We start from the raw sequence: 14,812 nt of genomic DNA on the forward strand, positions 1-14,812 counted from the left end.
TCTCCGGCACTATTGGATCAGGCTTTATGCCCTAATTTCTTGTGGATTCCCGCCATGCAGATAATCGATACTATTTTAGTTTGACTATCCGGATATAGGAAACCAGCTGAAAATAGGAGCAATAAAGAAATGATCCTTTGGGTCAATGATTAAACCGTTGATCCATGACCCTATGCCTGGCAATGTTGCATTAAAGCTCATATCTATTTTTAAGCCCGGGTGCGCTGGCCACAAAAAAACAGCGGAGCATTGTTTTTTTGCCGCCTTTTTTGCCTCTTTTTTGGCGGAGCAACTTTTCTCATGAGCACCATAACAAACAATAAACATAGATGCGAATAAAAAAGAGGAAGATATTGATACCAACAAAAAGACGGGTAAAGCAACGCGTGCAAGCTGGTATTTATAGACGTGCAAAAATTTGTTCCCTTTATCCGGGTAGTCAATTATTTTAGAATGGCCATTACGGTCCCTACAATTTTCCCTTTTTGATCTCCTCCACCACACCCGGATCGAGCAAGGTGCTGGTATCGCCCAGGCTGTCGAGCGCGCCCTCGGCGATCTTGCGCAGGATACGGCGCATGATCTTGCCACTACGGGTCTTGGGTAGCCCGCTTACAAACTGGATCTTGTCGGGCTTGGCAATAGCCCCTATAAGGTGGGTAACCGTGTGCAGGATCGCCTTGCGCGCATCATCGCCCGGTTGGTGATCGGGGTCGCAGACCACGAAAGCATAGATGCCCTGGCCCTTGATATCGTGCGGATAGCCTACGATAGCGCTCTCGATCACGGCGGGATCGCTGTTGATGGCGTTCTCCACTTCTGCCGTACCGATCCGGTGTCCGCTCACATTGAGCACGTCGTCCACGCGGCCGGTGATGCGGTAATTGCCCTCCTCGTCGCGGTAGCAGCCATCGCCACTGAAATAAAGTCCCGGGTAGGTAGCAAAGTAATTTTGTTTGAACCGTTCATGGTCGCCATAGGTCGTGCGGAACATACCCGGCCAGGGGAAACGGATGCACAGGTTTCCGGAAACAATAGTCTTGCCATCTTCCTGCAGTACCGGCAATGCCGGCTCGCCCTTTTCGTCGACGAGCAGGGGCTGTATGCCCGGCAAGGGCTTTGTGGCGAAGGTGGGTATTCCGGGTGTAACGCCGGCCAGGTTGGAGATGAGGATGCCCCCGTTTTCCGTTTGCCACCAGGTGTCGACCAGGGGGCAACGGCCTTTGCCTATATGCTCATGAAACCATTGCCAGGCCTCCTCGTTGATCGGTTCGCCTACGGAGCCCAGCACCCTGAGGGAACTGAGGTCATGGCCCTCCACGGGCTCGGTACCGAAGCTCATCAGGCTACGGATAGCGGTGGGCGCGGTATACAGTATATTGACCTTGTGCTTGTCGACGATATCCCAGAAACGGCCGGCGTCGGGCCAGGTGGGAATACCTTCGAAGATGAGCGTGGTGGCGCCGGCCAGCAAGGGACCGTAAACGATATAGCTGTGCCCGGTGATCCAGCCGATATCGGCCGTGCAGAAATACACCTCGCCGGGTTGGTATTGGAATACATTGACAAAGGAATAAGCGGCGTATACCATATACCCACCGCAGGTATGCACCACGCCTTTGGGCTTCCCGGTCGAGCCGGATGTATACAGGATAAACAAAGGATCTTCGGCATCCATGAGCTCGGCCGGGAAAAAAGGGTTCCCATCCGCTGCGACTTTTTCTATTTCATCCTCCCAGTACAGGTCGCGGCCGGCTGTCATCGTTGTTGTAATGCCGGTACGGCGCAGCACCAGCACCTTCCGCACAAAATCACATTGCTCCAGCGCTTCGTCCATCACGCTTTTCAATGGAATATCCTTGTTGCCACGGTAAGCGCCGTCGGCCGTGATCACAAAGGTGGCCTGTGCATCCTGGAGACGGTCGATAATACTATGGGCGCTGAAGCCTCCGAAAACAATGGAATGAATGGCTCCGATACGGGCGCAGGCCAGCGTAGCGATGGCCAGCTCGGGTACCATGCCCATATAGATGCAGACGCGGTCGCCTTTGCGCACGCCATTTCGCTGTAGCACATGGCACAACTGCATTACCTTATCCAGCAGCTGGCGGTAGCTGAGGGCATGCCCCGGCGCTTCCGGGTCGTTGGGTTCCCAGATGATTGCCGGCTGGTCGCCCAGTTGCTCCAGGTGGCGGTCCAGGCAGTTTTCCGTAATGTTGAGCTGGGCGCCTTTGAACCATTCTATACGGGGCTCCTCAAAATTCCAGTCCAATATCCGCTCCCAGGGCCGGCGCCATTGAAAATGCGTCGCCACTCCGGCCCAGAATCCCTCCGGGTCCTCGATACTCTTCTGGTATATAGTGTCGTATTGCTCTTTTGATTGTATCTGATAAGGGTAAGCCATAAATAGGGAAAAGAAATTTTTGCTCCCCAAATTAAGAAATTCGGTCCAGCTCTGTTATCGCCGGGGCAGCAAGACCAAAACTTAACATTTACCAGCCGGGGCCGGAGCAAAGGAGCGGAACCACTCTCCTGTCAAGGTGTATTTTTTTACGTATAAGGACATTGCGGTCTATTTTACCAATTTTCTCCTATATTTGCAAGGTATCACCCCGTGGATAGGGGCATCCGCGCGGTTACTTCACTTTTTCACCTGCCGTTATGTTGCAGGATAATGTTTACTTTCTTCTCTAAATGAAATACAATACAACGCGCGATAAGCTGACCATGCCCGAGTACGGCAGGAACATACAGCAGATGGTAGAGTATATGCGTACCATCGAAGATCCCGTAAAACGCCAGAAAAATGCCCGCGCAATCATCGAACTGATGGGCATCCTGAATCCTCACCTGAAAAATGTGGAGGACTTCCGTCATAAGCTCTGGGATCACCTTTATCTCATCGCCGACTTCGATCTTGATGTCGAATCGCCATATCCTACACCAACAAAAGAAAAACTGTTCCGCAAGCCCGACCCGCTGCCTTATCCAAGGTCGCAGCAGAAGAAGCAGCGCCACCTGGGTAAAAACCTGGCGGCAGTAATCGACAAAGCGCTCCATGAGACCGACGAAGAGAAGCGCCGCGGCTTTACACAGTCGATCGCCTATTACATGAAACTGGCCTACGCCAACTGGCATAAAGAGCCGGTGCACGACGACATGATCAAGGAGGAGCTTTCGGAGATCACCAACGGAGAGCTGAACTATACGGCTACCGGGATCAAGGTGAAATTTGACAACCGGAACAACAACAATGGTAATGGCGGCCATAAGAAAAACCTTAGCGCCAATAAGAACCGGAATCAAAATAACAATAACCGCAACAACAATAATAATAACCGCAATAATAGCAACAACAACAACAACCGGAACAATAACAATAAGAATCGCAATAAGGGCGGCAGGCCGAATATCTAAGCGGTTGACCGTATGCCATAAGAATAGAATAGGCTGACCAAATGGTCAGCCTATTCTATTCTTATTCGTTTAAAAAAAATCTGCTACAGAGCGGTCTCCAGTACCGGCAGCAGCCGTGGTGCAATGTCCCTTACTGCTTCGGCTATAGCCCTTATATGGTCGGGGGTAGTGCCGCAGCAGCCGCCTACGATATTGATCCAGTGATTACGGGCAAAGCCGGCGATGATCGCAGCCGTATCGGCAGGCGTTTCGTCGTACTCACCCATCGCATTGGGAAGGCCGGCATTGGGATAACAACTTACATAGCAGGCGGCGATCTGGGCCAGCTCTTCAACATGCGGTTTCATCTGGGCGCCACCCAGCGCACAGTTGAGGCCGATACTTACCGGCGCCGCATGGGCTACCGATACATAAAAGGCTTCCAGGGTTTGCCCGCTTAGTGTACGCCCCGATGCATCGGTAATGGTACCAGAGATCATTACCGGCAGCGTGGTACCCGTCTCGTCAAAGAACCGCTGTATCGCGAACAAAGCGGCCTTGGCATTCAGTGTGTCAAATATGGTCTCTACCAGCAGGATGTCGGCGCCGCCTTCCACCAGGCCTTTTACCTGGTCGAAATAGGCCTGGGACACCTCATCGAAAGTCACCGCGCGATAGCCCGGATTGTTCACATCGGGAGAAAGGGACAGGGTCTTGTTCATGGGGCCTATGGCGCCTGCCACAAAACGGGGACCGGCGCCGGGATGAGCTTCCAGGTACTCTGTGATCGCCTCCCTGGCCACCCTTGCCGACGCTACATTCATTTCATAGGACAGCTCCTGCATATCATAGTCAGCCATCGAGATCACCTGCGCGCTGAAGGTGTTCGTTTCTATAACATCGGCGCCCGCTTCCAGGTACTCCCTGTGGATAGCCTTGATGATTTGCGGCTGTGTGATCGAGAGGAGGTCGTTGTTCCCTTTAAGGTCGCAGTGCCAGGCGTTGAACCGTTCGCCACGGTAGTCGGCTTCTTCCAGCTTATAGCGCTGTATCATGGTGCCCATAGCGCCATCGATAATGACGATACGTTGCTCCAGCAAATCGGTCAGTTGTTGTTTTACAGTCATGATCGGCAAATAAAAATGCAAGTTACGGGATTAATTTATTGCAAATATTTCACGGCTACCCATACCTGGCGTTTGCCGTGGCGGGTACGGTACTCCACCAACGCCATATCGATCTTCCGTTTCAATACCGTTACTCTCTTGCTTGCCGGAAGGCGGATGATCTTCCCTGCAGCCCTGAGCGCTTCCAGCTTTTTTTCATCCTTTAATACGGAATATTCGGTCATCTCGGCGTAGCCGCGTTCGTCTGTTGCGGAAAGACATTCGGTTTTGGTCTGGTATTGTTCGCCTTCCCTGGCCGGCTTGTCACAGGACAGCAGGCCAAAAAAGAGCAGGACGGAAAGCAATAAAGGGATCAGGGTTCGTAGTCGCATTGTTCAAAAGTAACCCATATGCTGCAAGATTGTTGATCAAGCCTTCGATGGCGCCATTGAAAAGTAATATGCGTTCCCTGCCTGTAACAACCAGGTAAGCCAGCGGGGAAGGAGCTATAGCGTTCCTGCCGCAGGTGTTCCGGTTTGGCCGGCAACGGCCTTTTCCAACTGCTGCAGACGCCTCAGCGGTGGATTAAAGTAATGTGAGGGATTGAAGGTACGCGCCGCATGCAGCTCCATGCTGATAAATTCAGGGATATTTTTAACCAGCATGCAGCCTTCCCGCCATTCCGGAATCAGTATCGGCGTTGTTTCAAAAAAATGCTGCAGACGGTCGGCTTCTTTCAACACTTCGGGATGCTGCGGTTGTTGCTTGATCATAAAGCAAAGATACGAAAAAGCGGCCTGACGGGTATTGAATGCCGTTTATTGCCTGGAGGAAACCTACTTAGGTATTGTTGCAGCCTTACGGTAGAGTTGCCTTGCCGGCAGTGGTTAAATTTCGCTGCTTTCCCGGATAAGGCCCTCTGCGCGCCGTAACTTTGAACATCCGGGCCGTTAATGTTGCCAATGAACTATCGTTTGTAAGATGGGCAAAGCATGGCGCCGGAGAAAATGAATGCCATAATCAATCTTTTAATTCAATGGAAATTCCTGAAAAGTATGTGCCCGAAAATATAATGAGGGGTATGTTCGGGATATATGCCCGCCGCTTGCTTATTGAAAAAATATCAAGGACAGGAGATCATTTTTGTATCGATGGTGAGCCCCTGTTGGACCGCCAAAAAAGGACCCTTCCGATAGATGTGGATACTTTTGGCTGCATCGGCTATGGTTTTTTTAAAGATAAATATACCATTTACGGCCTGACCTATACCATGACGAAGAATACTGAAAAGTATTTTTTCACACCGCTTAAGCACGCTGACCTGGACACATTCGAACCCATAAGTATGCTCTATGGTAAAGATAAAAATGGCTGCTATTTTGCCGAAGGCGGTAAAACGATCAAAGAAAACCACGTTCGGCCATTGATCCACTATACCAATAGCTACCAGGACGAAAATTTTCCTCATTTAAAAGCCACCCATACCTGGAGTTCAGATATCGCCCTCGGGCAGGATTTTGTCTACAACAGAGGTATGAAGATAAAAGATGCGGATGCCGGGACTTTCGAACAGATTGGTCAATATTATTACAGAGACGCGCATCGTATTTACATGGCCAATGGTTACTCCATAAAAGCACTGGAAAATATAGACGCGCCCTCTTTTATCGTATTGTCCGACGCCAGCCCGGGTATGGCAACAGATCTATACCAGCCGCTCATTTGTTACCGTAGCCAAAGCCGGCCCGAAGAATGGTTTGCCTATTACCGTAAATATTTCGAAGCACGCAGGGGACAGATCAGCGAAGATTACTGGTGGTATAAGCTTGAGCAAACAATGAAAAAGGATTTGTAAAAAAGAAATGATTGCTTAGCCTTGCTTCAATGGCTGCATATACAGTGGGTGCGCCAGCGCCAATGCACCGGCTGCACCGCTTATTCCAGGGCATAAACGGCAAAGCTGGCCAGCCAGTGCTCACCGCCATAGCCACCGGTAACCTGCGGCAGGGTTCGGGCCAGGAACGTGTCGGCGGCTGCCATAAAGCGCTTTTTCCATTTATGACCTGCCGGCAGCTGCCTGGCAATACCTTTCATGCACCAGGCGCGGCTAAAGGAAAGTCCGTCGAGGTGGACGATCTGGTAGTCGCTGCGGTCGCTCACGGTAGGCAGGCTGCAGATGCGGGCGATGCTGCGTTCTTCGTAAAAGCCGTTGAGCCAGGTAACAAAGGCCTTGGCTGGTAATATCCGGCGCATGAGATCGGCGATCTCAAGGCTGGGTGAAAAGAAATCGCTGCCGTCGGGTTCCAGGTAAGCAGGAGTGGCTTTGCTGTCTTTGTAAAATGACAACGATCTTTCGATCACCTGGCGTTCGAAGGCGGTATCCTTGAGGGCGCGGGCCCAATCAAGGGCAAATACCATAGCAAAAGCCGTATTGGGGTGCACACCTGTCCGGTTGGGATAGGTTTGTTTGGGCAGGTAGGCTTTCCACAGGCGTAGTATTTCGCCGGTAAGCGGCTGCAGGGTCTCGTGCCAGCGCCGGGCATTGGGATCGTCCCAGGTGGCCAGCTCTTCGTCGAGCTTCAGCAGCCAGGCCCATCCGTAAGTGCGCTCAAAAGTATTGGCTACCTTATAGCGGGTAAAATAAGCGGCTTCGGCGGCCATCTTGTCTTTTTGAAAAGTACCATCCAGGACCCTGATGATCTCGGCCCTGTTGGCAAGACCCGGAAAGGTCTTCAGCAGCCGTACCAGCATCCAGTGACCATGCACACTGCTGTGCCAGTCGAAACAGCCGTAAAAAGCCGGATGCAGTTCGGCGGGTAACAGGCGGGCGTCTGTCGCACTGTCGGCCGTATGCGAAGTCTTATTGGGAAATTGCTGATCAATGCAACGCAAGGGCAATGCGGCCAGCTGTGCTGCCACGGCTTCGGTGAGCGCAGGCGCCTGCTGCGCTTTTGATGCGGAGGGAAGCAGCACCGGGATCATGAGTGCTATGAGGATCGATCTGCAGGTCATATTTGCTGTAGGTTTGGCATAAAAGTAGTAAAAGAAACAAAAACGCTGAAGCCGGGAGCTTCAGCGTTTTCTACAGACATTGCCCGAAGATCAGGCTTTCTTTGCTTTTTTCTTTTCAGTAAACTCAATCACTTCCAGCACATTGCTGTGGTCCAGCCCCTTGCCCAGTATCTTCTTCTTATCGTCGAGCAGGTACATTTTGGGCGTACTGTACACATCGTATTTGGAGCGGTAGTCGGTCTTGTTGCGTGCATCCACAACATTGGTCCATTCCTGCAGTTTCATCTGCTCCACGGTTTTCTGGATATCGGTCAGGTCGCCCTCGGTGGATACGGCATATATCTTTACACCTTTTCCTTTGAGCACCTTGCGGTACACCGAGTCCAGCTGGGGTATTTCCTTCATGCAATGCCCACATTCCCTCGACCAGAATACCAGCAAGGTATATTTGCCTTCCTGCTGGTTCAGTGCCTTGTCCTGCAGGCTCCATATATCCTGCATCAGCAGATCGGGGGCAGTGTTGCCCAGTACATTGGGGGCTATCTTCTTGGCTCTGTCTTCGTACTTGGACAGGTTGGTGGAATCCAGCCAGTAGGCATCGCCTTTCATGTAGTAATTTTCGACCAGGTGTACAAAGGCTTCATCCATACCCATCACTTTGCTGCGTTCGGCATTGCCGGCCAGCCAGTGCAGGGTGTATTTGAACAGCTCCTTCGATTGGCGGGTACGCTTGAGCTGTGCATCGGCCTCAGCATTCATCGAATCGGGTATCGGCACCACCATACGGTTAAAATACTCATCCAGCTTGGCGTCATATATCGGCGAGTAGATGAGACGATCATCTTTGAAATCGAACTGGTCCCAGTAATGCTGCTTATAGTAATGATAGGCAAACTCGGTGTCCACGGTCTTTGTGCCAGGCAGATAATGCGTGCCTTCGGGAACTTCGGGAACGGCGAGCGCCCTGAAGACCGAGCTCATATAGGTGCCCGGATATTTGCCGGCATACTCTTTACGGTAGGCATTCAATTCCTTGGAGAGCACACCCGACTTGTCCCGGATCTTCTGCGTGTCGGCGGCTACTCTCGCCGTCTTCAGCTCATCCATCAGCGCCTGCTGCTTTTTGCCGTACCCCATCAGGAATTTCTCGTAGGCAACGTAACGAGTGTTCTCTTCGCTGCCTTTAAACGTAATGTTGGCCGGCATATCGGTGGTATCGACATTGATCGTCATCGCATCGCCGTTGTTAAGGATGAATTCTGTAAACTTGGCGCGGTTGTCGAACAGCAGCAGGTAGATGCCACCCAATACGCTGTCCTTCGATTCGATCACGGCAGTACGCTTGTTGATCACACGACCCGAATCTGTTTTGTAGATGGTGGGCAGCGCCTTGGCATAATAATGCGCCAGGTACACAAAGGAGTCCGGCACATCCTGTTTAAATTTTACTTCGATCTTGTATCCGCCCTTAGCAAAGGAAGCCAATCCCATTGCTGCGCAGACCGCGCTGAATAATACTTTTTTCATTCCTTGTTGTATAGTTACAGATTTTGTTTTTGTCTGGCCGGGTCAAAGATAAAGGATCATACCTAGCCTTTAGCCTTCCTGGACGTCATTTCGATCACATCATTAATATTCCTGTGGTCCAGGCCTTTCCCTATAATCTTCATATGCTCATCAAACAAGTATACTTTGGGGGTTGTATAAGCATCGTATTTTTCCCTGAAGCCCGTATTGTTGTTGATGTCGGCTACATTGATCCAGTCGCCGATCTTGTTGCTGTTGATGAACTGCTGGATCTCCGACAGCTCGCCGCCGCTGGCAACAGAATAAATCTTCACGCCTTTTCCTTTTAAGCTGGCCCGGTATACAGAATCCAGCAGGGGCACTTCCTTTTTGCAATGACCGCAATCGTACGACCACACGATAAGCACGGTATACTTGGCTTTCACCTCATGAAGCGGCATGTCTTTCAGGGTAAATACATCCTGCATGTTGAGGTCCGGCGCCGTATTGCCCAGCACGTTGGGGGCGATTTTCCGGGCCCGGTCGGTATACCACTCCAGGTCTTTATCCGACAGCCAGTAGGCCGCGCCTTTCATATAGTACTGCTCCACCAGGTGAACAAAAACTTCGTCCATGCCCATTACCTTGCTCTGCAGCGCATTATTCGACAGCGTGCGTAAGGTGTAGTGGAACAGTTCCTTGGTTCCTTTGGTGGCTGTGAGTATCTTATCGGCTTCCGCATTGATGCTATCCGGTACCTGGTAGACCCATTTGTTGAAGTAGTCGTTCAGCTTCGTATCGTAAACCGGTGTCTGGATCAGGCGATCGTCGCGGAAGTTGAATTGGTCCCAGTAATGCGCCTTCATGTATTCGTAGGCGTAAAGGCTGTCGACCGTTTTTCCATCTTCAAGATAATGCTGCTGTGCAGGCGGCTCTGGTGTTTTCAATGCCAGGAAGACATTGCTGAGCAAGGTATTGGGATACTTTTTCACATAAGCCTTGCGATAGCCGGCCTGCTCTTCTGCAAGGGCCTTATATTCTTTATCCAGGGCCAGGGTATCGGCCAGGGTTTGGGCCTTGCTCCCTTTTTCGGCAATCGCTTTATGCCGCAGGGCCAGCCCTTCCATCTTTTTGTTATACTCCTGGTAGCGGTCGTTCTCCGGGCTTCCGGAGAAGGAGAGGCCAGGTAATGCGCCTTCCTTTTTATCGCTGTTGTCGATGGTAATACCGAACCGGTCGCCATTGTCCAGCAGAAATTCGGCCACCTTGCTATTGTTACTGTAAAGTACCATGAAAATACCGCCCAGCTGCTCTTTCGGACTTTCAAATACTACTTTATGTTTACCCGTAACCCTTGCAGAGTCCTGCCTGTATATCGTAGGAAGGTGCTTCCCGAAATAATGCGCCAGGTAGACCACCGAGTCCGGTAGCTCTTGTTTGAAGGTCACTTCGATCCTGTATCCATCCTTTGCCCCGGCGGCAAAGCAACTGAACAACAATAAAGCAAATGGGGCAAGCTTTTTCATAGCATCGGTTTTTTCAGGCAAAGGATCTGGTCTTTCTATCCTGCGTAGCGCATTGCAGGCTTGTTCAAAGCTAAATAACGATTAAACGTAACAAGAAAAATCAAGCTACCTTTGCAAAGGATTAACATGCAAGATTTACATTGGCCAGAAAAAACAAAAAGACGGTTCTAAACGGGATAAGGTTGGAGCGTTATGCCGCAGAAGGCAAATCTATAGCCCATCTTGAAGATGGGAAAACATTGTTTGTAGAAGGAGCCGTACCCGGCGATATCGTCGAAGTGCTGGTGCTCAAAAACAAGAAAAGCTATGCCGAAGGCAAAACCCTGCGCATCGAAACGCCTTCGGCCGACAGGGTCACGCCCTTTTGTGAGCACTTCGGCGTTTGCGGCGGCTGTAAATGGCAGATGCTACCCTATGAAAAGCAGCTTGAATACAAGCAGATACAAGTTGCCGACCAGCTGAGCCGTATCGGGCATGTCGCCCTTCCGCCTATTGAGCCCATAGCCGGTAGCGGTGCGCAAAGGTATTATCGCAACAAGCTGGAATTTACCTTCAGCGAGCTGAGTTATCTTACCCGCGAAGAGATAGCGGCGGCAGGAGACGACGCGATCGCACGGCGGCCCGCATTGGGTTTTCACGCTCCGGGTATGTTTGACAAGGTCGTCGACATCAACACCTGCCATCTGCAAGCCGAGCCGACCAATAAGATCAAGAATCTGCTGCGGCAGATCGCCCGGCAGCATGACCTGCCCTTCTATGATCACCGGCAGCAGGAAGGCTGGCTGCGCAATGTGGTGATCCGTGTGGCCACTACAGGAGAAGTCATGGTCAACCTGATCGTGAAATACGATCGTGAAGAGCTGAAGATGATCCTCGATACCCTGCTACAGGAAGTACCGGAGATCACGTCGCTGCATTACACGATCAATCCTAAAATGAACGACACGATCTACGATCTTACGGTACATACTTATAAAGGCAAAGGCTATATCGAAGAATTCCTTGAAGATTTCCGCTTCAAGATCTCACCCAAATCTTTTTTCCAGACCAATACACGGCAGGCGGAGCGACTGTACCAGATTACCCGCGAATTTGCCGGTCTTACGGGCAACGAAGTGGTGTATGACCTGTATTGCGGCACCGGCAGCATCGGCATCTTCCTGTCGAAAGGCGCCAGGAAGATCATTGGTATCGAAGCCGTGCCCGATGCGATCGAAGATGCTAAGCTAAACGCCGAGTGGAACGGCCTGGAACATTGTCAATTTTATGCCGGCGATGTATCGGATATTGCGACCGACGCCTTTTTTGAAGCCCACGGACGACCCGATGTCGTGATCACCGACCCGCCCCGCGCAGGGATGCACGAAAAGCTGATCAGGCAATTACTGCGGATGCGTGCACCCAGGGTGGTATACGTAAGCTGCAACCCGGCTACCCAGGCCCGCGACCTGCAACTGCTCGACGAAGCTTACAAAGTCGTACGACTGCAGCCTGTGGACATGTTTCCGCATACCCATCATATCGAAAATGTAGCATTGTTGGAATTGCGCTGATATCAAATTTAATCATAACAATAGCGGCGCCGGTTCCTGGCGCCGCTATTGTTATGGGCAGCATAGGCTATAGCAAATAGTCGGCAATCCAGTTAGGTATCCAGTCGTGTTCCACGGTTACCTCTGTTCCCTGCTCGATGCTAAGGATCAGCTTGGCTTCCGTAGTGGAATTGTCCCATAGGAATGCCCTGTAAGTCCTGGAAACTGCAGCCCTTAGCTGTTGTAGCGTTTTGTAATACCGCTCTTTGATTTTGGATTCAGAAACATCGTGTCCACCTTGCTCTACCCTTTGCTTCACACGATCAATGTTAAGCTCATGCGATTCGGTACAGATGAAATAGAGGTATACTTTATAGCCATTACGCTTTGCAAAATCCAGTATTTCCAATTTGGAAGAGTGGGACATCACGGTTTCAAACGATAACTTCTTGCCTTCTCTTACCAGCTTCTGGCGTAGAAAGTCGGAAAGCAGGGATGCTTCATAGGAATTAGCACCGGTGTTCAGGTTGTAAATGTAATTGGTGTGGGGATCAAACCTAAGATCTATTGTATAGCCATCTTTACTGGCTTTATTCCTGATAGAATGGTTTTGACTGAAGGAAGAAAACTCTTTTTCGGAGCAATCGGTCAACCCAAACGGACCGATATTGTATCGCTGAGTGGCACTTAGCTCCTTTTCTATTTCATCGGGATTAATATAATGACCTACATCGTAATGCTCTTCTATCATCCTGAAAATGGTACTCTTCCCGGAGCCATTAGGCCCGGCAAAGACACGCATCCGACGGCCTTTAAGAAAGTTTGAATGTTGCACCGGCCTTCAGTTTTGGGATGAGTGCATTTACCTGGACTTTAAATAGTTTTTGCTTCATGCCATCAGGTTTTTCTCTTACAACCCATCCATCCTCAAGATAGCTGACGGCTATTTTCTGTCTCCGGGCAGCGGCAACAGCCCTCCTCGTAGCCTGTCTGGCTACTTTCTCCAGTTGGACATACTGCTTAGGCGTCTCCTCTATGTAGCTTAAATAGCTGGTCCTTGATCTTCTCACGATCCGGGCCTCCCTTGGTAAAGCTTGTATTTCCCTGTTAACAGCAGCCTTTTGATGCCTTTTTCTCATATACCCAAAGATACGCTTTTTTAAGCCAGCCTGCTTTAATGGCTATTTGCATATGGGCGGTACTCCGGGATGCTCCAAAAAGAGTACAGGCTACCCCTGACCGGATAGCCTGTACTCCTTTTTCGCTTACAATACTATTCACACCGGCAAGACACTACCTCCGTTGCGGGAATGCACTTGTTGGTACAACGGGAGATCTGATGAGTAATCACGCAAATCACAGCGGTCTGTCCTCCGTTGATTTGTTGCTGTGCCGCATCATTGAGCGGAACAATAGTAGTCTTCCTGATCGCGAGCCTGTGCAGCGTTGGCTTTTGCTTTTTCATATCGGTTGGTTTTTTGGGGTGAAGCAATCGGATATGAAGCTAGAAATATTTGTATACAGCGATCGCACAATTAATATTTCTTTACCAATTACACTTTTGGCAAAAGCCGTCAGCCAGTATTTACCGGCTGATCACAAATTTCGCGCTACTCTTCCGGCCTCCGAAACGCTGCTCCAATATGTAAGTGCCTGCCGGTAATTGTTTCACGTTGATGCGCAACAACGTTTCGGCTGCAGGGACTTTCAGATCAAAGCCCTTACGAATAAGCTCCCTGCCATTCATATCCCTGATAAAAACCAATACTGCTCCGGCTGTATTGGGATGTACATAGAATTTCAATTCATCGCTCACAGGATTGGGATACAGCTTCAGTTCATGGTCTGCATTGGATGACATGGCTTCCTGGGTTTTTCCGGGAGTCGCAGGATTGGATGCGGGCGCATCTTCTTCCAACCGGAAGCTTACCGGAAGCGTGTAATATACGTTCACCGCCTTTCCCGCCTGCCGGCCGGGCTCAAATGCCGGCATGGCATTAAGTACGCGCAGCACTTCTGCATCGCAGTCGGGATCAATGCCCCGCTGGATCACGATGTTTTCGATCTTGCCGGTTTTCGTCACCACAAATTGCGCGATCACCCGTCCTTGTATGCCGGCGTCTTTTGCCCTTGCCGGGTATTTCAGGTTTTTTAAGAGATAATCCATAATGTCTACGGAAGGTCGTGGCATCTCTTCCACCGAAGTAAATATTTTGTCGCCGGATGGCGCCACAGATGCATCGGCTGCCAGGCCCGGGGCTTTAACTCCGTCTTTTGCCAGTTTGAAGCTGACGGGCAAGGTATAGTATACATTCATCGCCACTCCTCCCTGCCTTCCGGGTGTAAAGTCGGGCATGGCATTCACCACACGCAGTACTTCCGCATCACATCCGGGATCGATACCCCGTTGGATGACCGGGTCTTTTATCTTGCCGGTAGCGCTTACTACAAATTGCACGATCACACGTCCTTCAATGCCGGCCTTCCTCGCAGCATCGGGGTAATGCAGGTTTTTCGAAAGATAGTCCATAATGTCTACTGAAGGCTGTGGCATTACTTCTACCGAAGCGAAGATCTTGTCTGCCGGCGTACTTTGCCTGGATTGCGCTCCGGTCGTCTGGCTCAGGATGGCGCCGATCCCTAAGAGTATCACCACTGTCGCAACGCTGCCGTATTTGCGGTATTTTTTTGTCAAAAGCATAAATGTAATTTAAGGTTGAAACAATAGGCATGC

The 14,812-nt window shown here is 50.6% G+C and carries 15 protein-coding genes; 3 read left to right on the plus strand and 12 right to left on the minus strand.

Features of this window, described 5'->3' with window-relative positions; translation table 11 throughout:
* Positions 1-84 precede the first annotated feature (84 nt).
* Together DZK30_RS26225 and acs are read right to left on the minus strand one after the other, a co-directional pair.
* Positions 85-414, minus strand: a complete 330-nt coding sequence (locus DZK30_RS26225; protein ID WP_205529400.1) for a hypothetical protein — start codon at positions 412-414, stop codon at positions 85-87.
* A gap of 55 nt (positions 415-469) precedes the next feature.
* Positions 470-2,404 (minus strand): acetate--CoA ligase, encoded by a 1,935-nt coding sequence (gene acs / locus DZK30_RS09805; protein WP_118973948.1) that lies wholly within the window; start codon positions 2,402-2,404, stop codon positions 470-472.
* Positions 2,405-2,694: 290 nt separating this feature from the next.
* On the opposite strand from acs, the gene DZK30_RS09810 reads away from it, so the two are divergent.
* A complete protein-coding gene (locus DZK30_RS09810; protein ID WP_118973949.1) occupies positions 2,695-3,417 on the plus strand; it encodes a DUF4290 domain-containing protein in 723 nt (240 codons plus the stop codon).
* Between the two features lie 83 nt (positions 3,418-3,500).
* Here the strand turns inward: DZK30_RS09810 and DZK30_RS09815 are convergent, their stop codons facing one another.
* The 3 genes from DZK30_RS09815 to DZK30_RS09825 form a co-directional block, all read right to left on the minus strand.
* Complete coding sequence (locus tag DZK30_RS09815) at positions 3,501-4,523, minus strand: homocysteine S-methyltransferase family protein (protein ID WP_118973950.1); 1,023 nt, start codon at positions 4,521-4,523, stop codon at positions 3,501-3,503.
* Between the two features lie 35 nt (positions 4,524-4,558).
* On the minus strand, positions 4,559-4,894 hold the full coding sequence (locus DZK30_RS09820; protein WP_162902996.1) for a hypothetical protein: 336 nt from the start codon (positions 4,892-4,894) through the stop codon (positions 4,559-4,561).
* Positions 4,895-5,008: 114 nt separating this feature from the next.
* Positions 5,009-5,275 carry a DUF6965 family protein gene (locus tag DZK30_RS09825; protein ID WP_118973952.1) on the minus strand — a complete coding sequence of 89 codons (267 nt, stop codon included), beginning with the start codon at positions 5,273-5,275 and terminating at the stop codon, positions 5,009-5,011.
* Positions 5,276-5,583: 308 nt separating this feature from the next.
* Between DZK30_RS09825 and DZK30_RS09830 the strand changes: the two genes are divergently transcribed.
* On the plus strand, positions 5,584-6,357 hold the full coding sequence (locus DZK30_RS09830; protein WP_205529401.1) for a DKNYY domain-containing protein: 774 nt from the start codon (positions 5,584-5,586) through the stop codon (positions 6,355-6,357).
* 80 nt (positions 6,358-6,437) lie between these two features.
* Here the strand turns inward: DZK30_RS09830 and DZK30_RS09835 are convergent, their stop codons facing one another.
* From DZK30_RS09835 to DZK30_RS09845, 3 genes are all read right to left on the minus strand, one after another.
* Positions 6,438-7,514, minus strand: coding sequence for a DUF2891 domain-containing protein (locus tag DZK30_RS09835; protein ID WP_205529402.1), 1,077 nt, complete (start codon positions 7,512-7,514; stop codon positions 6,438-6,440).
* A 90-nt stretch (positions 7,515-7,604) separates the two neighbouring features.
* Positions 7,605-9,041, minus strand: a complete 1,437-nt coding sequence (locus DZK30_RS09840) for a TlpA family protein disulfide reductase (RefSeq protein ID WP_118973954.1) — start codon at positions 9,039-9,041, stop codon at positions 7,605-7,607.
* A 62-nt stretch (positions 9,042-9,103) separates the two neighbouring features.
* Positions 9,104-10,546, minus strand: coding sequence for a TlpA family protein disulfide reductase (locus DZK30_RS09845; protein WP_118973955.1), 1,443 nt, complete (start codon positions 10,544-10,546; stop codon positions 9,104-9,106).
* A gap of 182 nt (positions 10,547-10,728) precedes the next feature.
* Between DZK30_RS09845 and rlmD the strand changes: the two genes are divergently transcribed.
* Positions 10,729-12,099 carry a 23S rRNA (uracil(1939)-C(5))-methyltransferase RlmD gene (rlmD, locus tag DZK30_RS09850; RefSeq protein WP_240432895.1) on the plus strand — a complete coding sequence of 457 codons (1,371 nt, stop codon included), beginning with the start codon at positions 10,729-10,731 and terminating at the stop codon, positions 12,097-12,099.
* Positions 12,100-12,166: 67 nt separating this feature from the next.
* On the opposite strand, the gene DZK30_RS09855 is transcribed toward rlmD, so the two are convergent.
* From DZK30_RS09855 to DZK30_RS09865, 4 genes are all read right to left on the minus strand, one after another.
* A complete protein-coding gene (locus DZK30_RS09855; RefSeq protein WP_118973957.1) occupies positions 12,167-12,880 on the minus strand; it encodes a zeta toxin family protein in 714 nt (237 codons plus the stop codon).
* A 10-nt stretch (positions 12,881-12,890) separates the two neighbouring features.
* A complete protein-coding gene (locus tag DZK30_RS09860; RefSeq protein WP_118973958.1) occupies positions 12,891-13,217 on the minus strand; it encodes a hypothetical protein in 327 nt (108 codons plus the stop codon).
* A 134-nt stretch (positions 13,218-13,351) separates the two neighbouring features.
* A complete protein-coding gene (locus tag DZK30_RS26575; protein ID WP_205529403.1) occupies positions 13,352-13,543 on the minus strand; it encodes a class I lanthipeptide in 192 nt (63 codons plus the stop codon).
* A 120-nt stretch (positions 13,544-13,663) separates the two neighbouring features.
* Positions 13,664-14,779, minus strand: a complete 1,116-nt coding sequence (locus tag DZK30_RS09865) for a TonB family protein (protein ID WP_118973959.1) — start codon at positions 14,777-14,779, stop codon at positions 13,664-13,666.
* Positions 14,780-14,812 lie beyond the last annotated feature (33 nt).

The sequence above is a fragment of the Taibaiella koreensis genome, assembly GCF_003545715.1.
In the GTDB taxonomy this organism is placed as follows: domain Bacteria; phylum Bacteroidota; class Bacteroidia; order Chitinophagales; family Chitinophagaceae; genus Taibaiella; species Taibaiella koreensis.